This window comes from Duganella sp. CY15W (genome assembly GCF_009857555.1).
Classification (GTDB): Bacteria; Pseudomonadota; Gammaproteobacteria; order Burkholderiales; family Burkholderiaceae_D; genus Rugamonas; species Rugamonas sacchari.
Genome location: NZ_WWCQ01000008.1, coordinates 53,936 through 70,810, shown reverse-complemented (window position 1 = coordinate 70,810; position 16,875 = coordinate 53,936). Strand labels below are relative to the sequence as shown.

Genomic DNA, 16,875 nt, shown 5'->3' with positions numbered 1-16,875 from the left:
GTTATACTCTGCGCTGGAACTAATTACGGATTACTATGCGTCAAATCGTACTCGATACCGAAACCACCGGTATCAACCCCAAGCTGGGCAACCGCATTCTGGAAATCGGCTGCGTGGAGCTGTTCAACCGCAAGCTGACCGGCAACAATCTGCACTTCTACATCAATCCGGAACGCGAATCGGAAGAGGGCGCGCTGAACGTCCACGGCCTGACCACCGAATTCCTGCGCGACAAGCCCAAGTTCCATGAGATTGTTGAGCAACTGCGCAGCTACATCCAGGGTGCGGAAGTCATCATCCATAACGCGCCGTTTGACCTGGGCTTCCTGAACCACGAATTCAAGTTGCTGAGCCTGCCGGATTTCAGCAGTCACATTGGCGGTGTAATCGATACGCTGGTGCAGGCCAAGGAACTCCATCCGGGCAAGCGCAACTCGCTGGATGCGCTATGCGACCGCTACGGCATCTCCAACGCCCACCGCAAGCTGCATGGCGCGCTGCTGGATGCGGAGTTGCTGGCCGACGTCTACCTGGCGATGACGCGTGGCCAGAACAGCCTGGGCATGGATGTGGAAGAGGTGGTGGTCAGCGCCAGCGAAACGCTGGAGCCGGTGGCCATGGCCGAGATCATCTTCGTGCCCGCATCGGAGCAAGAGCTGGCGGCCCACGCCGACACGCTGGCCGGTCTGGACAAGGCGGTCAAAGGTCAGTGCATCTGGACCGCCTCCATGCATCCGCCCGCTGCCGCGTAATCGGACTTGTGCTCCCAGGGCGCAAGCACTATAATGCTCGCACTCAACGGGAGGTTAGCTCAGGGGTAGAGCACTGCATTCACACTGCAGGGGTCGCAAGTTCGAAACTTGCACTTCCCACCAAGAATTCTAAGTGAAATCAATCACTTACAAGCGAAGCCGATCTTTAAACAGATCGGCTTTTTTGTTGAGTGTAATTTTCCAGTGTAATTTACTTTTTCCCCACCAATTGCGAGAGCTTGTTGTAGCGGCGCGCGCGTTTTGACACTCATTTGCGCGGGTTTTGAAATTCCCTAAATGTTAGCCCAAGTAACGATTTGCAGGCTTTTTGAAACGCTAGCGCTGCGATTTAGACGAGGCATAGCGACGGTTATCCATCGCCTCCCGCTTCTCTTGGTAGAAGCTTAGCCATCCGCCTTCGTATAGCGCCTCGGGCTGCTCACGATAAGCACTTTTCCTATAAATGCCTTCCAAGGCAAATCTGTCTTTACCCATCCAGCTGAGATCAGCGTCTAACAGCCGCATAGCCTCACAGCCGCTACTATCAGCAATGAAAGAGGCGACCGTGGCGTAGCGTCGTAGCTCTGGCACATGCATTTGATTGACCTCGATATAGCCTGTATTGCCAGTTTCCAGCACGCGGCTTCGATGGATGGCCACGCCAACTGCCATTTGCGGAGAAACGCGCTGTTCCAAGGCATCAAAAGGAGGCGCAAAGGTGCATACCCACGTCTGGACGCATCCGACCAGGGCCTGATGGTCCCTATGCCGCTCTATTCCCATTAACACTAAACCCGTTCTACGCATGAGCAGGAGCCTGGGGCTATCGATTTCAGCCAGTATCCGCTGCGAACCAGCAGCGTAAACGCGGGCGATCTTTCCCGGCTGGCGGGTGCCTTGCTCGGAACCGGATTTAACGATGAGTTCTACAGCCTGTGGCTCCCCTTCGTTTAGGAAGGAGTATGTCGGCGCCGGAACAATCGCACCGATGCTACGCCGCTTAACTAGCCAGACCAACATCATTTTCCCCACAATAATACTGTACGTGCATACAGTATAGCATCTGGGAATTATGCGTTAAACTTTTGGAATGTGTGGACGACTCGACCAAAACGACATTGATAGGCTTCTCAACGACTTCAGTTGGGCTGAGGACGTCGTCCGGCGCGACCGCGCTGAGCGGAAATTCAATGTGGCGCCAGGCACAGCGCGGCCTGTCCTATACATCGAGGACGGCAACCTTGTGCTGGACGATCGTTGGTGGGGCTATAAATCGCGCAATTACAGGCCGACTGCAAGACCGGTCCCTAATGCACGCCTCGATAAAATTCTTGGCCCTTATTGGGGACGTTTAACGCGCGGCCGGCGCATCATCGTGCCTGCAAACGGTTGGTACGAATGGACCGGAGAAAAGCCTAACAAACAGCCTTGGCACATCCATCGGGCAGACGGTGAGCTGCTGTACATGGCCGGAATCACTTCGTGGGGTGCGCCGCGTGAGTTTGCCCACGAGCGCGGCTTCGCTATCGTTACTTCGGATGCCGAGGGAGGCATGGTCGACGTCCACGACAGGCGGCCAGTTGTCTTTACTGCAGAGGACGCAGCCACATGGCTCGATCCCGACATCTCTGGAGAACAGGCCGCCGAGTTGGCCCGATCCATGGCCTTGGGGGCCGACAAATTCTTGTGGTACGAGGTCAGCAAGGCAGTGGGGAATGTGCGCAATGATGGACCAGGGCTGGCGTTACCCTTACCCCAGTCCGACTCATTGTTTTAGAACAGACTGCCCGTGGCGGTCGTATCCCAATTTGTAATCACCAGTTCCTTGCTGACATCCTGTGGCCCGTCGGTGTTCGCGACGCAGTACTTGATGTCTAGGCCCAGCATGTGCAGACCGTTAAACGCTTCGCGGATGTCAGGGTGATCGTTGATCGACACCATAACCTTCCCCTTACTCGTTCGCATGAATTCAGCCATCTGCAGGTAGTTCTCAAACGGGAAATCCACGCCGTAGCCTTCCGTCTTCCAATATGGCGGATCGCAGTAGAAAAACGTATGCGCCCGATCATATTTCTTGACGCATTCATGCCATTTCAAGTGTTCCACATACGTGCCCGCCAACCGTAGATGCGCAGCGCTTAGGGCTTCTTCAATGCGGCACAGGTTGATCGGGGAGCCGGTAGTAGCGGTGCCGAAATGCTGGCCAGTGACTTTGCCGCCAAACGCATGCTGCTGAAGGTAGTAGAAACGTGCTGCACGCTGGATATCGGTTTGCGTCTCTGGCGGTGTATCCTGCTGCCATTTGAATATCTGGCGACTGCTGAGCGCCCACTTGAACTGACGCACGAACTCTTCCAGATGATGCTGCACAACGCGGTACAAGTTCACAAGCTCGCCGTTGATGTCGTTGATGACTTCGGTAGGAGCGGGAAATGGCCGTAAAAAATACAGCGCCGCGCCGCCGCAGAACACCTCGACGTAGCACTCATGCTTAGGAAACAAAGGGATCAGTTTATCGGCAAGGCGGCGTTTGCCTCCGAGCCAAGGAATAATTGGATTAGTCACTACGTTCATCTACCGTTGGCGCTCGTTGGCGCTCTGGTTCGGGACTCTCGGTCCTCAGATGATTCAGCGTCCCGCATCGTGGACACTTAATGCTGAGCCAGGTGTATTCGCCTTGGCCCAGCTTCTTGTGGCAGCTGCCACATCGTATTTCTTTCATTTAACGCCCTGTGCTAAGATTCCGGCCCTCTGCAGAGTGGCGGAGCCTCGGTTTGTGCGCAGGTCATGCTGCAATCGAATGGCTGGCCAGGTGTTCCCGCACCAGGCCGGCCGCTTCGTTCATTTCAAACGCCTTGCGATTTCTTACAATGATCCTTTTCGATCAGATCCAGCAGACGACATAGCACACACCATACGCGCCGCTTTTCGACGGAGCCGCGATACGCCCGACTGCTGATCGTTTCGTCTTCGCTGCCGCCGGTGGCCGCATTGGCGAGTTGGTCGAAAGCGATGGCGATGCGCCAAGCTCGCTTGCTGCCGCCGAGTATCGCCACCAGCATCCATAACGCTGAGACGCAGCTTGCGATGATGCAGACCAGCCAGATAAGGAGCAGAGCAATGACGCGCCTCACCGCAGCACTCCAGTCAGAATCTGCGCGGTGCGCTTCTCGATGTCTCCTGGAGAGATGAAGCCGCCTGCAGCCAAGCAGCCGAGGGTGTAAGCAATCGCGTCCTGCACGGACTGCAGCGCCATATCCACCTCCGTGAGCTTCGGGTGATCGACCAAATTCATAAAATCGTCGACCGCCATATTGTCTTTCCTGACAACCGCAATACCCACACGCTCCGCGCTATTCCACAACAGCTTGAACTGGATGGGGGTCACAGCGGGTGGAACGACTGGCGCCGTCTGTCGCTCCACACGCATCTCATCAATATTCGCCACGTAGATTGTCAGGTGACCGGCACGCCAGCACGACGCTTCGGCATCAAAAAAAGGCTCAGCATCGGCGCAGTTGATGCGCTCACTACCGTTCGTCAAAAAATAATTCACGCGTAAATACCTTTCATAATTGCAGTGTTGCCGAGAATGGACATCGCTTGGCCTGGTGGCGCTTTCGCCTGGTCGTTGATCAAGAGTGGGGACTTGAATTGCGCTTTGAGCTGAGCCGCGCCGACAAATTGCACAGTAACGGCGTTGCCTTTTGCTGCGGCCGCTGATGCCACGCCCGTGAGAGTGAGACTCTGCAGCGTGTAGTAGATATCGAATCCCACGTACAGCGCGCCAGCACCCGCATGAGCGAACAGGAAGCAATTCACGCTCGGCTTGCTCGAATCTGAATACGCTGCGAAATATCCACCTACCAGGCCGTTGCTATTTGCGACTGTGTACAAAGGGACACCGCCGCCGCCGTAGGTGACCGATGCGACGCTGGCGATCTGTGTATTACCCGAGTAGGTGAGATAGCCACTCGATCCGGTGGCATCAGGTGTGATCTGCAATGGCCCAGAACCCGGTCCGATAGTAGAAACAGTGCCAGTGATATTGCCGCTTGAATTGACTGCGGCAGTCTTTACGTTGACGGACGAACCAGTTCCCCAGGCAATGATCACGCCGCCGATGCTCAACGGCATCAGAGCAACACCATTGTTTGTACCAGGTGCGCAGCTTGCATCGAGCGTTGTCGCAACGCCTTGTATTTGCCCAGCGGCGTTGTACAGCGAATATTGCAGCGTGAATGTGGAATTGGAAGACTGCGTGACCAAAAATCCGCCGTCGCTTGTCGCGCACACCAAACCCGCCAATCCCGTGGCATTGACACTGGTGCCGTACTGCACAAGGGCGCCTTGCAGCACGCCAGCCGCGTTGTAGCGGCCGAACTTGCAAGTTGATGTCGAGCCGTCGTAGAACGGATAGGCCACCACAAACCCGCCGCCAGTCAGTCCTGCAATAGTAATGGCGTCATACAGGCCACTTTGGTTTGACGTAATGGTATCGATCTGCGTGAGCGCCCCTTGCAAAACGCCGCTCGCGTTATAACGGGCGAACTTCGGCAGCTTGCCTGAAAAATACGCGAAGGCAAAGCCGCCATCTGCCAGTGTAGTCAGGCTACCCCCAGCGTAGCCGGCCACGGTTTCAATGACAGTTGGAGCGACTAAAACGTTTCCGTTGGGCGCCAAGATTGTGTAGCGAGGATTGGCCCCCGCTGCCCCGTAGCAAACGACGATGTTCCCATTTTGAAGTTTGACGGCGCGGAGGTTGACACCACCATAGCTGGCGTCAACATTCTCCAAGCTGGTGGGCGCCTTAGTTCTCACAGCATCGGCGCCGTAAATGGCGAAATACGGATTGCCTCCACTGGCAGTGGGCCGTACCCAGATCAAAGCGAAGCCAACCGCCAATGGGATGAACGCAAATTGATTTGCGGCGGCAGGCTGTACCACCTCGGCATACGTGGTCGATAACACACCGTTTGTAACGGCTGCGCTAGAGAGCGGCCGCAGCTTCTTCGCAGCTGCAGTGGCAGTCCCGGATGGGTCCACCGCATAGTAGGCCAAGCCATCAGAGCCAACATTGACCAAATCTCCCTGCGCGATATCTTCGCCAGCGGTCAGGGTCGTGAAAATCGAAGAAAGACCACTCGAAATATTGCCCGCATTGGACAAGTTATTCGTCATGAAGTCAGCGATACGCGTCATTTAAGTCTCCAGGTGGAACCGTTAAACCAGATAGAAAAAGTGATGTCTTCAACGTTGATAAGCATGTCCTCATCTATGTTCATAATCGTTTTGCCGTTGCGGCGCAGCGTCGGGCTCTGCGTCCCCCAAGTGCAGCTCGTATCCACCAATGTGATGCACGTGCCGCGTTTGGGATTTGGAGGCAGATCAATCGGAAACGCGCCAGCTGCAGTATCGATATCGTAGGTGCCCGCCACCAGCACGATGGGCGAGTTGACGTAGGCAGAACTATTCGAGCCTGGCATGATCCGGGGGTCTGAATTGGCCGGAAGTATGTTGGTGCCGTCGCAAATCAAATGATAGGACTGACCTTGCAGTGCGTAGAATGGAGCACCGGCTAACGTTTTAACGCCAAGAGAAAATGCGCCTGTCATCTGGTTCACGATCACCCATTGATCAGCTTTCGCAGGAACGATTACATTGATGTTGTTGGCCAGTACGCCAGTGAAAACGATGATTGCTTGTCCCCAGGCTTCCTGCAGAAGCGAGACATCTCCACCACCGGTCAAATCCACCGTGGCGATGCCACCAGTAGCAATCTGAACAAATTCATCCGTGGCGACAGCGGTGGTTGAATCGCCAGCCTTACGCGTTGTAGACACGCCTGCGATGGTCGCAATGGCTTGCCGCAGTTGGTTGGTCTTCGTCACGTCCAGCGCAATGCCGGCGCTTTCAATTACTCCCGACACTTCTTCTTGTAAGGCATTGAGAAATTCTGCGGTGACCGCTGTTCCTTGCACCCCGTTAAACGGATCGCCGTTATGGAATCGCTGGTCTTGAGATTGGATTCTTTGCATTGTTTAATCTTCTAAGTCCACAAATGAATAGGCTGCTTTAACGCTATCCAGCCAAGCTGTTACCTGGCCGCGGTCGGCCTGGGATACAACCTGGCCGTTGCGTCGCAGCCGTACGCGCCAGTACCAAGTAACCTTCGTCGGGTCGTACAGCCGGTCCCCACACGCATTCACACCAGCGAAAAACCCGCGTGGCTCATCGATCACTACTTGATAGCCGGCCTGTTCCAGCAGAGTCTGGAAGTAGGCTTTGGACAGGCCACCGGTCTGATTCACCTTCGTGACCAGCCGGGCCTGGCGCTCTTCGACCGTCGTCGCAGCCATCAAACCTTCGTCTGGAAGGCCATAGACGCGCTCCCAATCGTCCAGCAGCACCACCGTGGTACGCGGGTCCATTTCCAGCAGCAGCGCGGCAGCACTGGCCTGCACAGCATCCAGTTGGCGGCCCTCGGCGGCCAGCTCAGCCGACAATTGCGGCGCAGCTGGATCGTAGGAAACCGCCGGCAGCAGCAGCTTCAGATAGTCGGCATGCTTATACATAAAGATTTACCACGCCAAGCGCTGCCATTTCGATGCTCGCCGCATCCACCCGCGTCACGACGCTAGCGGTAGGCGATAAAAGAGTGACGTCCGTTACACCTGGAACATCGGTGATCGCGGCGAGGATGCGCCCACGCAATACCGTAGCGCCTGGCGCCAGCCCAGCGATATAGGCGCTGACGACGCTGCGTACCGCCTCGATCACGGCGGCCAGGCTCACGCCGGCCGCGAGCGTCACCTGCGCCACGACGTCGACGACCACCAGAGCCGGCGTCGACACTTGGCAGTCGCCGCCGGCCGGGTTGACGGTTTCCAGATAAGCCTGCACGGTGTTCTGCAGCACGCGCGTGGCCGGCAGGCCGTTCGACAGGATGGCCACGTCGACCTTGCCCATGCCACGGCGCAACGGGTAGCACCAGGCGGACGTCACGCCGGGCACCTCAAGCGCCCAGCGCCGGTAGTCGTATTTGTTGCCGCCTGCAGGTGGATGGCGCAGGCGGTCGAGTAGTCGCGCCAGGATCGCGCTGCTGGACTCGATATCAGTACCGGACGCCATTGCAACGATTGTCGCTGTGGACGAAACACCGGCCGGCGTCTGCGTCAGCGTTAAACTGGTCCCTCCAGCCTGATTGCCGGCGAAGCCTAGCGTGGCTGCGGTAGCGTCCAGGACCAGCGTGCCGCCGATGCCAATGATGCCGGCCGCCGTGGTTACATACGAGTTTCCGTCAAGCGCCTTTCCTTCCACGCCGGCATTGATCGTGCTACCAGGTACGCCGCTGAATTTCAGGGTGCCGGTGGCCGCAGTAGCCGCCTTCTTGTAGATGCCGTATTTCGCGGCATGCTGCAGCATCTGGTCTTCATCTGCCGTGTCGGGAAAGATTTGGCGCGCGGTCCATCCGAGCGCCTGGTAAAGTCCCTCAATTGCGCCGGCAGTCGAGTTTGCGCGCAATCGGAAATCGGAGTCGGCGCCGACCGCAGCCTGCGGATTCTGATTGAGAATGTCGCGGAGCATCCCGTCGCGGATCTGCTCAAAAGACAGTGTTGGAAATGTCATTTTCTAGTAGTCCCTTAGATGACCTTTAACGGGAGACGGAACGTTGTTTGTTCGCCGGACACCGCCGTCAGGACAATGGCCAAGTAGATGCGGCCAGCGCCGGTCCCATCCTTCTCATGCGCGACGCTGACATCGATGCTCGATGCGCGACCGTCATCCATCAGCGGCTTTAACGCGGCCTGCGCGTATTGCTTGGCCAGGACGGAGTGACGTCCCAAATCCTTCTGGCGCTCCAGCTCGTGTAGCCGGCTACCCAGCGTAGGGTCGGCCCAGTAGCTGCCCAGCGGTGTCATCAGACGGAAGTACGCCGCGTTTGCCAGGCCGGCCATCGGATCGCGTGAGGGAGCGCCGTCGACGAGCTGGTAGTCGCTGGTTGTAGGGTTGACGAAAATATCCATTACATGTTCTTGTCTGGCGTCGGCGTATTGCCGTGTTTGTGGCTGTTGTAGGTGTCCCGAATGCCGGCCATCGTGCCGGCCTTGTCCTTGATATCGGCGCCTGCGGTGATGCTGCCGCCTGCACCCATTGCACCGGTCGCATTGACGTTGCCGCCAGCGCTGATGTTCCTGGCCACCTTCAGGTCTTTCGTGGCGGTGACGAGCGGCGCATCCAGTTCGATCTCCGGCGTATTGGTGACGGTGACTTTCAGGCCGCCGCCGTTGACCACGATGCCCTCGCGGGTCAGGTGCACGAACTGGCCGAGGTCGTCATAAATCGCCACCTCGCCGCCCTGCAGACCTTTCAGGCGGTATTGGGTATGCTCGCAGGCGATGACAATGCCGTGCGCGGTCTTGCCGCCAATGGGCAGCACCGCCAACTGGGTGCCAGGCAGCGGGACGGAGGTGAAGCCGTAATGCTGCATCAGCTCGTTGTCCTGCAACTGCTCGCCGGCCAACGCATCGCCCTGAATCAGCTGGATTGGGGTGGTGCTGTCGACCGTGGTCAGCACAGCGCGGAATGCCTGGCGAATCTTGCCCAGGGCGCGGTTGACCGCGCGCATTGCAGTATCGACGCTCATTTCACGTCGTCCAGAATGATGACCTCGCCGGTTAGGGCGTTTTTGCCTTTGCGGTGCTTGCCCTTGTGCGGGTGAGCTTCAACTATCCATACACCATCTTCCTTCAGCGTTAAATCGGTTGAGGTCCCGTAACCCCGGCTGCGTTGAAACTTGCGGGCCATGAGGAAGTAGATGGCGTCAATGCCATCAGCATCGGACACGACGCGTACGCGCTGGCCAGGCTGCCACAGCATGCCGTCGCCCGGCTGGCCAGGCGCGTTGATCCGATGCCCTTTGACGGTGATCTGCATCTCGAAGGCGCGCAGGCGCGAGTCGCCCATCAGCTTGGCGGCGCGGTCCTTGCACAGCTCGGTAGTGTCGGTTTCGTGGTCGACCACGATCTTCGGACGCGACCAGGTGATGCCGGTATCCTTCGCCACACCCTTGAGGTTGTGTTTGCCGCCCTCGGCCTTGGTCGCGTGGGTCTGGCCCAGCACGGTAATTTCCGAGAAACGGTCGACGATATCGTCATCGATCTCCAAGCTCTCGATGTTGCAGTCGTCTGGATTGGCCGATAGCACGGCGACCGGCGGCGTCGTGTAGTCCGGGCCGCCGATCACGAGCGTGCCGTCCGGGTCGAACCACGGCCATAAACCTTCCGCCTCGGCAGCGTTGCGCAATACCTCCCAAGCGGTATCACCTGGCTCAACGTTGATCTTCTCGCGCTGCGTGGTCTCGGTCGTCGTCTGCATGCGTACCTTGGCGATGCCGAGTGGTCGAACGATGTTGGTCACGATCTCTTTCAGCGTGCTCATCTTGCGGACGAATACAGGCGCGGAGCAGTCCACCAGTTGCGCGGCATTGTCCCTGCCGGAAATCTGATAGGTGCGCACACCTTTCTTGAGCACGCGGCGCACTCGGTCAATGCGGCCGGTCAGTACCAGGTCATTGCCCACGCGGACCTGCATATCGGCGCCCGCCATTACATAGGACGGCAGTGTCCTGCCTTGACCGGAAACCGCGAACTGCCAGGCGTCGGCCGGCGTCAGCAAGTCCGAGTCAATCGTGTATGCCTCCCAGGCTGCGTGCGCCTGGCCGCCTACCAGCAGGAACAGCGCTTCGTTGTCCTGTGCGGAGAAATCATTTTGCATAGGCATTGAGCTTGTCTCCTGTGTTCGTGGCGTTTGGCAGTCGAAGATTGTTCAGGCGCTGCAGCTCTACCGCGCGGGAGTGATCGCCATACCAGCGGTGCGCCAGGAGACGCAGCGGTGCCGGCGACGCCACCGTGCGAGAAACAAGGGCCGGGCGAGCGTTGATCACGGCGCGACCTGCCTCTTGGACGGACATCGCGAGGGACTTTAACGGTTCGGTAATGGCGCGAGCCTGCTCGATGCCATAGCGCGCGCGCACCTGGACAATCGCTTCCTCGATAGAGTCGCGGACGGCCGTCACCACCTGCTCGATCTGGCTGGGAGCGGACAGTGGCGTGATGCTCTCTGCGGCCATGACGTCGGCGGCCACGCGCGCCTTCGTGGTGGCGCGAACCGTGGCGATATGCACAAGCAGCACCTGGGTGTCAGCATCCAGCTGAGACTGGGCGACTGGATAGAGGGAGGACGCCGGAACGACGCCGGCAGCTGCGGTCTGAGCGCTAGCTGCTACTGCGGCCACCCAAGCGTCATAACTGCCAGGTGCGTAATCCTGGCCGACTGGCGTGGACAGCACGGCTGCGGACGAGAACAGTCGGTCAATTTGCGCAAATGCTTCGCCGGCCACTGCGGCGCTGTCGCTGCCAGCAGCGACTGGCTGCGGCGCGACGGCCGTAGACGATCCAGCCGGCAAGAGCCGGTTGACCGAATTGCGGGTGATGTCGGCCTGGCGCTGCAGCGCATCCAGTTGGTTAGGGACTTGGCTGATGAGCGTCTGCGCCAGCGCCGTCACGTCCTGCACGAAGCCCATGGCATTGCGGATCGGGTCGGTAATGGAGGTCAGAATCTCATGCGCCTCATTGTTCACGTCCACCAGGAACGTGACAGCTTTCTGACGCATGGCGCTAATGCGACTCATGACACTGAGGTTGCGGTCGGCCTGGCCGATCAGCTCCTCACACTCGTCGATCAGAACGCCGCCGCTTGCGTTTTCCGCGTCATCTGCCGCATCGTCCATGGCGTCGGCGGCTTGGCTACTCAGCTGACGGGTGAAGAATGGCGCGCCACTGACGGACTCTTCAAACTCGATATCGATGGTGCAGTAGTCGACATTGTCTGCATCGTGGTGGACGCGATGGTTTCTAACCTGTGCGCTTTCGATAACGCCATAGATAGGATGGATCAGCCGGCCGGCGCCGCGCGTATCCAGCGCGGCTATCAACGCCTGCAGGCGCTCTTCATAGTCATCGCCCCAGAGAACAGCCTTCACCGAGAACTTGCGCTCGTCGCGGCCCATATCCTCGATATCGGTACCATCAGTATATGGATAAGAATGCCGCGCAAGTGAACGTGGCGTCTCATCGCTCAACGACTGTACGTCGAATTCGATATCGCGGAAGCTAGCAGGTAAAAGTTTTTCGGCCCAAGACATGCCCGCAGCTTACGCGCGCGCAAGAGGCCAGATAAGGCGGATGGGGTTCGGGGGGATGCCCGAACCGGTAGGGAAATACTACTTGCGAGTCGCTTGGCGCTGCTGCTCGCGGCTTACCTCAGCGGTGATGAAGTGGCTATCGGTGGTGATTTTGACATTCACCTCCACTGGTTCGCGGGGCACGAGTTTCACAGCTTCGTGCTGTTTCTCCCCAGTGACAGCGTCATATACGGCGTTGACAGCGCGTGTCAGAAAACGGTCAAACGCCGTTCCTTCCGTTGCCTTATTGATGACGCTTCCGATACCATAGCCCGCTGCGCCAGCAGCAACCACCGCGCCGGCCGTCGCCGCTGGCGCAGCTGCCGCAAAACTAGCGGCCGGCATCGTAGCTGCGAAAGCGCCGGTCGTCATCAGGCCGCGCGCGCCACTGCCAACAGCGCCACTCAAGCGAGCCAGCAAGCTCGGTGCTGTGGCGCCAGCGGCGGCCGCACCGACTCCGGTCGCCGCAGCTCCGGCTGCAGTGCCTGCCGCACCAGCTGCTGCTCCGCTAGCCGCTGCGCCGCCGGCACCGGTCAAGAGCTTCATGAGACCGGACGCGCCTGCCGCCGCCGCCAGGGCCGACAGCGCCGTTGCGGACAGCTTGGCGCCGGCCGTTAAATTCGGGTACTCCCGCGCCGTCTCGGTCATCAGGTCAAGGGTCTTCTTCAGCGGTCCGTCCAGCTGGGTCATGCCCTTGTAGGTGGCAATGTCGCCTTCCTGAACTGCCTGTTCCTTTTTGAAGCCGGCTTCATTGGCGATAACGGCGTAGTTTGTCTCCGTGGTGTCTTTCGCCGCGTTGACTTTCGCCTCAACGTCCTTGAGGTAGTCCTTGTTGTTGAGTGCGGCAACTAGGTACATCAGCGCTTGGCGGTCCTGAATGAGCTTGCCGATGGCCGAACCTTCGATGATATCCGCCTGCGCCTCGTAGGTCGCCTTCTTCTCGTCGCCGTCCTTGGTCTTGGCCGCTTTATCCTTGAGGGTGGTGTAGCGCTTGTCCTGGGAGACAGTTCTTTCGGTGAGCAAGGTGAACGCCTGAAGGGAGTCAATCCCTTTTGCGCGGGCCGCCGACAGCGTACCGGAAAGGTCGATGCCCAGCTTCTTAGCGTCCTGCGCCGTGTCCTGGCTGTTGATCTTCGCCAGGAAGTTCACCAGGTTGTTGCCGGCTTCATCCTTGGAACCGGCGGTGATGACCGACGCTTGGTTTGCGGCCAGCAGTTTGGCCAGACCGCCCATCCCCGACATACCAGACAGCCGTGCAGCAGCCATCTGCTGCGGCAACCACTTGGCCATATCTTTCAGCTCAAAGCCGCCAGCCTGGCCGGCGGTGATCGCCATATCCATGACTTTGGGAATCTCGCTGGCCTTGATCTTGAAGGTGGCCATGGAGCGCAGAGCGATGTTTGCCAGCTCGGTGGGATCGGCGCCAGATGCCGTGGACGCTTTTGTCAGCGTTGGCAGAACAGCTTTGGAATCGTCCACGCTCAGCGTGCCGGCGGCAATCAGGGTGTCCAGCGTAGTGGCCGCGCTCTCGCGCGTACCGCCACCCAGCCGCACCGCCTTTTCGATGGCGGTGTTAAGTTCGGTCTTACCCGCAATGCGGCCCGCTACGTCTCGGTCGCTATACGCGGTGTTGGCCATGCCAGCCAGGCGCATGCCGTAATCCATGGTGGCATTGACGGGTTTGGCCAGAATGAACTTCGCCGCCGCCGCACCGGCCAGCATACTCCCACCGGCCTGACCAGCGCGCTGCAGCCGGGCCAGCACTCCGGCGGTTCGCTCCGCCTCGGTACGGGCGCCGCGCATGCTGGCCGCAAGCTGGTCGCCAGGGCGTTGGCGCCCCAGCTCCCAAATCCGGCGCATAACGGCGTCGTATGCCCGCCCAAGAAGCGACGTGGCCCGCTCAGCGGTCCTGTTGTGGTCGGTGATGCGATCAGCTGCTGCAGCGCCGACCTGGCCCGTCTGCGCGGCTTGGCGCTGCAGCGCGCGGTTTGCTGTTTCCAGCCGCTGCGTCCAGGTCAGCAACCGGCCGTTTGCGGTGAGCGACGCGCCCGCCACCTGGCTGTGAGTGCGGCCGAGTACGCTGGTTGAAGTGGTGAGTCGGCGCGTTCCGTCGATTAGACGATCTGTGGCTGCGCGCCCGCTGTCGCCCAGGCGATTGACGTCGGTACGCAGACCGGTGATGCCGGTGCGCACCTCGCCTGCGCGCCAGCGCAGAATCATTGCAAGTTCTAAATTCGTGGCCATCGTGCAGGATTAGAAGTTAGGAGGATGGGCCGGCTTAGCCGGCCTGCTGTCTTTGTTGTCGGCGCCGACGCGCCTGGTTGATGACCTTGCCGCTGCCTTCGGGAGTCTGGCCTTGGCCTTTCGGCGCCAGATTGGAGAGGTGGGAGACTAGCTCGGCATGCGTCATTCCCAGCACGGCGCCAGGATCAAACCCTACTCGTCCGAGTACGATCTGAACCTGGCGCAACCACTTTAGGCGGGCTTCGGCGCCTTCTGCTTTTTTTCAGCCTCGTCGATGGCAGCGACGACGACCGCATAATCCGCATCGGCGAGATTGAGCAGCATGTCGATTTTGTATTCCTCTTCGGGAACGCCTTCAAAGCGTACTTGGCGTGCTTCGATGCCGATTTGCAGGCGCGCCTGGGAGACGTTGGCGCCCAGCTCTTCAACAGCTTCAATGCTATGACGCACCTTGACCGGTCGCGCAGTAACTTGGGTAATTTTCTGGCCGTTGTGCGTGAAGCCAATCGGCAGGATTTTGGTGGAGGAGAATTCCATTTTCAATAATTCCCAGGGTGAGGGTTATTCTTCGATCTTGCGGGTGGAGTTCATGGTCAAGTCGCGCATGGCTTCGTTATCGACCTTGTATTTTTCGCCCACCTCGACGGTATAGCAGTCCAGGAAGCTGACGCGTTTGCCGCCACCGCCTTGCGGGTAGCGGGTCAGTTTTGCACCTTCGATATCTTCCCAGTTGATGTCGCCGGTCAGCGGGATCAGCACCGAAACCTTCAGGGTGATTTCTTCGATGCCGCGCGAGAAGCCCTTGGAGCGGCCGGTGCTGTTCATAGTTTTAACCGGCTTGCGGCCAGTCTTGATGGTCGGCTCGAAGGAATCGCACTCGATTTCCACGCCGTCGACTTCCAGGACGATTGCGCCCTCGTATTCGGTTAGTGCCATATTTACTCCAGATTGAGGTTAGCCGACGCGGCGGCAGGCCACCGCCGCGCCGTGAAATTACAGGATCAGATCGATGCGGCCACCGAACACATGCAGGCCGTTGACCACGTCGGTCGGAATCTTGGCATCCAGGCGGTTCGGGTCTTGAATGTCGCGCTCCACTATCAAGCCTGGCTTGTACAGCTCGACGTTCTCGATGATCTCCAGCTCCTCCAGCTTGTACATCACGTCCAGCAGCTCGGAGCGGACGCGGTCCGGCGTTCGCATCGACAGCTTGTCGCGCGGGAAGCGCAGCGCGATACGTTCCCGCATGGTCTTGCGGACGTAGTCCAGCGTGCGGATCGTGGTGATGTCCAGCAGCGAAATGTCCGGTATGCCGTTCGGGTCCAGGACATAGGTCGACACAGCGCGCACAATCTGTACCAGACCGCCAGGCCCAACTTCAAACGGCGTCACACCGTTGGCCAGTGCGGTTTCTTGCTCCTGGCGCAGCAAGCGGTTGGCCAGGGGGATAACGCCGATACCGGCCAGCGCGAGGCCGTTCAGCGGGCGCGCCGGGTCTTCTTCCGAGGCAATCAGGCCGGCGTAGGCGGCCGCCACCTCATAAGGCAGCGACAGCGTGCCTGGCACCAGGCCGAGCGACACACGACCGGCGTTCACGCCGGTCCCCAGCGTGGTGGACTGCGCCAGCGTGCCTGTGTGGCCGGCGGCGCCAATCGCACCACGCTGCTCCATCGGCGACGAGACGCTGTCCAGGTGACTGCGCAGCGCCGCGAGGTTGGTGGCATCGTTAAATGCCGTGGCGATGATGGTGTGGCCGGCGCCGGCCACGGTGGCCAGCGTGGACGCGATTGTCGGGTCTGTCGCGCCGCCGGCCATGGCCACCACGGTGGAAGTGATGCCGGTGACGCCGGTCAGCACCGTCGAGACCTTGATCTGGTTGCCCAGGGAACCCTTGTTTTTTGCTGTCAGTGTGACCACGCCACCTGCTGCTGCAGCCGATACTGGCAGATCAGGACGTGCTGTGACACCAGCAACGATGGATGCGGCGATGACTGTCGGAGTGTCCGCCGAGGCCACGGCAACGGTCAGGACGTCGTTGGCCACGTTCAGCGTGACACTGCCTGCCGCAGTCGCGGCGCCAGCAATGGTGATGGTGCCGGTTGCCGCCGTGGCGCCGCCTGCATCGTCGACCGCCACCGCCTGCAGCGCCATGTTGGGGTTCGTGCTGATTGCGGCCGAGGCCATCAGGTGCAGCTGGGAACCGTAGCCGAAGTATTTGGCCGCTTCCATATCGGTGAAGATATCGACCAGCACGCCGGCATTGACCTGGCCGGTGGCGACACGTTGGCCGAGGAGTAGCACCTTCTGGCTGTTCGCGGCCAGCGTCCGAACCGCCAGCGCGGTGTTAAATTCAAAATATTTGCCAGGCTTGCGAATACTCGCAGGGATGGCACTGAACGAAATGTTGGGACTTGCCATGCTTAGCCTCCGTTGGCGTTATCGGCCGCAGCGCGGGCAGCGGCCTTTTTGCTAATTGCGTTGTAGGGCTTCAGATCGCCATCGCCGATGCGGCGCTGGTAATAGGTCGAATCCTCGACCGTAACCGGCCCTTCGTCGGTGATGTAGCTGTTGGGCTTGTCCTCCATCGGGACTTTAACGCCCGACGTGGCGATGACTTCAATGGTGCTCATAGTT

General features: G+C 59.3%; 20 protein-coding genes and 1 tRNA gene. 3 read left to right on the top strand and 18 right to left on the bottom strand.

Annotated features, from left to right (window positions below; genetic code table 11):
• The first annotated feature begins 35 nt into the window (after positions 1 to 35).
• The gene (gene dnaQ, locus GTP58_RS28510) at positions 36 to 752 is read left to right on the top strand and encodes a DNA polymerase III subunit epsilon (protein WP_161080344.1); all 717 of its coding nucleotides are present in this window, start codon (positions 36 to 38) and stop codon (positions 750 to 752) included.
• A 48-nt stretch (positions 753 to 800) separates the two neighbouring features.
• Positions 801 to 875: transfer RNA gene (locus tag GTP58_RS28505), tRNA-Val, on the top strand.
• Positions 876 to 1,088: 213 nt separating this feature from the next.
• On the opposite strand, the gene GTP58_RS28500 is transcribed toward GTP58_RS28505, so the two are convergent.
• Positions 1,089 to 1,775, bottom strand: a complete 687-nt coding sequence (locus tag GTP58_RS28500) for a hypothetical protein (protein ID WP_161080343.1) — start codon at positions 1,773 to 1,775, stop codon at positions 1,089 to 1,091.
• Between the two features lie 67 nt (positions 1,776 to 1,842).
• Here GTP58_RS28500 and GTP58_RS28495 point away from each other — a divergent pair, with 67 nt between their 5' ends.
• Positions 1,843 to 2,529 (top strand): SOS response-associated peptidase, encoded by a 687-nt coding sequence (locus GTP58_RS28495; RefSeq protein WP_161080342.1) that lies wholly within the window; start codon positions 1,843 to 1,845, stop codon positions 2,527 to 2,529.
• On the opposite strand, the gene GTP58_RS28490 is transcribed toward GTP58_RS28495, so the two are convergent.
• The 17 genes from GTP58_RS28490 to GTP58_RS31175 form a co-directional block, all read right to left on the bottom strand.
• The gene (locus GTP58_RS28490) at positions 2,526 to 3,317 is read right to left on the bottom strand and encodes a DNA adenine methylase (RefSeq protein ID WP_161080341.1); all 792 of its coding nucleotides are present in this window, start codon (positions 3,315 to 3,317) and stop codon (positions 2,526 to 2,528) included. The genes GTP58_RS28495 and GTP58_RS28490 overlap by 4 nt on opposite strands.
• Complete coding sequence (locus GTP58_RS28485) at positions 3,310 to 3,474, bottom strand: Com family DNA-binding transcriptional regulator (protein ID WP_161080340.1); 165 nt, start codon at positions 3,472 to 3,474, stop codon at positions 3,310 to 3,312. Before GTP58_RS28485 ends, GTP58_RS28490 begins: the two co-directional genes overlap by 8 nt.
• 124 nt (positions 3,475 to 3,598) lie before the next feature.
• The gene (locus GTP58_RS28480) at positions 3,599 to 3,886 is read right to left on the bottom strand and encodes a hypothetical protein (protein WP_373924788.1); all 288 of its coding nucleotides are present in this window, start codon (positions 3,884 to 3,886) and stop codon (positions 3,599 to 3,601) included.
• Positions 3,883 to 4,308: a hypothetical protein gene (locus GTP58_RS28475; protein ID WP_161080339.1), complete on the bottom strand. Its 426-nt coding sequence runs from the start codon at positions 4,306 to 4,308 to the stop codon at positions 3,883 to 3,885. The genes GTP58_RS28480 and GTP58_RS28475 overlap by 4 nt, the downstream gene beginning before the upstream one ends.
• Positions 4,305 to 5,954, bottom strand: a complete 1,650-nt coding sequence (locus tag GTP58_RS28470; protein WP_161080338.1) for a hypothetical protein — start codon at positions 5,952 to 5,954, stop codon at positions 4,305 to 4,307. Before GTP58_RS28470 ends, GTP58_RS28475 begins: the two co-directional genes overlap by 4 nt.
• Positions 5,951 to 6,790, bottom strand: a complete 840-nt coding sequence (locus GTP58_RS28465; protein ID WP_161080337.1) for a hypothetical protein — start codon at positions 6,788 to 6,790, stop codon at positions 5,951 to 5,953. Before GTP58_RS28465 ends, GTP58_RS28470 begins: the two co-directional genes overlap by 4 nt.
• Positions 6,791 to 6,793: 3 nt before the next feature.
• A complete protein-coding gene (locus GTP58_RS28460; protein WP_161080336.1) occupies positions 6,794 to 7,327 on the bottom strand; it encodes a putative phage tail protein in 534 nt (177 codons plus the stop codon).
• Positions 7,320 to 8,381, bottom strand: coding sequence for a baseplate J/gp47 family protein (locus GTP58_RS28455; protein WP_161080335.1), 1,062 nt, complete (start codon positions 8,379 to 8,381; stop codon positions 7,320 to 7,322). The genes GTP58_RS28460 and GTP58_RS28455 overlap by 8 nt, the downstream gene beginning before the upstream one ends.
• Positions 8,382 to 8,395: 14 nt before the next feature.
• Entirely contained in the window at positions 8,396 to 8,779 is a 384-nt protein-coding gene (locus GTP58_RS28450) for a phage GP46 family protein (protein WP_161080334.1), read from the bottom strand.
• The gene (locus tag GTP58_RS28445) at positions 8,779 to 9,399 is read right to left on the bottom strand and encodes a phage baseplate assembly protein V (RefSeq protein ID WP_229215783.1); all 621 of its coding nucleotides are present in this window, start codon (positions 9,397 to 9,399) and stop codon (positions 8,779 to 8,781) included. Before GTP58_RS28445 ends, GTP58_RS28450 begins: the two co-directional genes overlap by 1 nt.
• Positions 9,396 to 10,535 carry a phage baseplate assembly protein gene (locus tag GTP58_RS28440; protein ID WP_229215782.1) on the bottom strand — a complete coding sequence of 380 codons (1,140 nt, stop codon included), beginning with the start codon at positions 10,533 to 10,535 and terminating at the stop codon, positions 9,396 to 9,398. Before GTP58_RS28440 ends, GTP58_RS28445 begins: the two co-directional genes overlap by 4 nt.
• Positions 10,519 to 11,958 (bottom strand): DNA circularization protein, encoded by a 1,440-nt coding sequence (locus GTP58_RS28435; protein ID WP_161080333.1) that lies wholly within the window; start codon positions 11,956 to 11,958, stop codon positions 10,519 to 10,521. The genes GTP58_RS28440 and GTP58_RS28435 overlap by 17 nt, the downstream gene beginning before the upstream one ends.
• A gap of 78 nt (positions 11,959 to 12,036) precedes the next feature.
• A complete protein-coding gene (locus GTP58_RS28430; RefSeq protein ID WP_161080332.1) occupies positions 12,037 to 14,217 on the bottom strand; it encodes a phage tail tape measure protein in 2,181 nt (726 codons plus the stop codon).
• 255 nt (positions 14,218 to 14,472) lie between these two features.
• Positions 14,473 to 14,778, bottom strand: coding sequence for a hypothetical protein (locus GTP58_RS28425; protein WP_161080331.1), 306 nt, complete (start codon positions 14,776 to 14,778; stop codon positions 14,473 to 14,475).
• Between the two features lie 24 nt (positions 14,779 to 14,802).
• The gene (locus GTP58_RS28420) at positions 14,803 to 15,177 is read right to left on the bottom strand and encodes a phage tail protein (protein WP_161080330.1); all 375 of its coding nucleotides are present in this window, start codon (positions 15,175 to 15,177) and stop codon (positions 14,803 to 14,805) included.
• A gap of 57 nt (positions 15,178 to 15,234) precedes the next feature.
• The gene (locus tag GTP58_RS28415) at positions 15,235 to 16,659 is read right to left on the bottom strand and encodes a phage tail sheath C-terminal domain-containing protein (protein ID WP_161080329.1); all 1,425 of its coding nucleotides are present in this window, start codon (positions 16,657 to 16,659) and stop codon (positions 15,235 to 15,237) included.
• A 2-nt stretch (positions 16,660 to 16,661) separates the two neighbouring features.
• A complete protein-coding gene (locus GTP58_RS31175) occupies positions 16,662 to 16,871 on the bottom strand; it encodes a hypothetical protein (protein ID WP_202413897.1) in 210 nt (69 codons plus the stop codon).
• Positions 16,872 to 16,875: the final 4 nt, after the last annotated feature.

What these genes read in the sequence shown, in the direction of transcription:
- GTP58_RS28455 (WP_161080335.1), bottom strand. Translation starts at nt 8,381, where the DNA reads ATGACATTTCCAACACTGTCTTTTGAGCAGATCCGCGACGGGATGCTC.
- GTP58_RS28425 (WP_161080331.1), bottom strand. Translation starts at nt 14,778, where the DNA reads ATGGAATTCTCCTCCACCAAAATCCTGCCGATTGGCTTCACGCACAAC.
- GTP58_RS28470 (WP_161080338.1), bottom strand. Translation starts at nt 5,954, where the DNA reads ATGACGCGTATCGCTGACTTCATGACGAATAACTTGTCCAATGCGGGC.
- GTP58_RS28415 (WP_161080329.1), bottom strand. Translation starts at nt 16,659, where the DNA reads ATGGCAAGTCCCAACATTTCGTTCAGTGCCATCCCTGCGAGTATTCGC.
- dnaQ (WP_161080344.1), top strand. Translation starts at nt 36, where the DNA reads ATGCGTCAAATCGTACTCGATACCGAAACCACCGGTATCAACCCCAAG.
- GTP58_RS28435 (WP_161080333.1), bottom strand. Translation starts at nt 11,958, where the DNA reads ATGTCTTGGGCCGAAAAACTTTTACCTGCTAGCTTCCGCGATATCGAA.
- GTP58_RS28485 (WP_161080340.1), bottom strand. Translation starts at nt 3,474, where the DNA reads ATGAAAGAAATACGATGTGGCAGCTGCCACAAGAAGCTGGGCCAAGGC.
- GTP58_RS28465 (WP_161080337.1), bottom strand. Translation starts at nt 6,790, where the DNA reads ATGCAAAGAATCCAATCTCAAGACCAGCGATTCCATAACGGCGATCCG.
- GTP58_RS28440 (WP_229215782.1), bottom strand. Translation starts at nt 10,535, where the DNA reads ATGCCTATGCAAAATGATTTCTCCGCACAGGACAACGAAGCGCTGTTC.
- GTP58_RS31175 (WP_202413897.1), bottom strand. Translation starts at nt 16,871, where the DNA reads ATGAGCACCATTGAAGTCATCGCCACGTCGGGCGTTAAAGTCCCGATG.
- GTP58_RS28420 (WP_161080330.1), bottom strand. Translation starts at nt 15,177, where the DNA reads ATGGCACTAACCGAATACGAGGGCGCAATCGTCCTGGAAGTCGACGGC.
- GTP58_RS28450 (WP_161080334.1), bottom strand. Translation starts at nt 8,779, where the DNA reads ATGGATATTTTCGTCAACCCTACAACCAGCGACTACCAGCTCGTCGAC.
- GTP58_RS28500 (WP_161080343.1), bottom strand. Translation starts at nt 1,775, where the DNA reads ATGATGTTGGTCTGGCTAGTTAAGCGGCGTAGCATCGGTGCGATTGTT.
- GTP58_RS28460 (WP_161080336.1), bottom strand. Translation starts at nt 7,327, where the DNA reads ATGTATAAGCATGCCGACTATCTGAAGCTGCTGCTGCCGGCGGTTTCC.
- GTP58_RS28495 (WP_161080342.1), top strand. Translation starts at nt 1,843, where the DNA reads ATGTGTGGACGACTCGACCAAAACGACATTGATAGGCTTCTCAACGAC.
- GTP58_RS28445 (WP_229215783.1), bottom strand. Translation starts at nt 9,399, where the DNA reads ATGAGCGTCGATACTGCAATGCGCGCGGTCAACCGCGCCCTGGGCAAG.
- GTP58_RS28430 (WP_161080332.1), bottom strand. Translation starts at nt 14,217, where the DNA reads ATGATTCTGCGCTGGCGCGCAGGCGAGGTGCGCACCGGCATCACCGGT.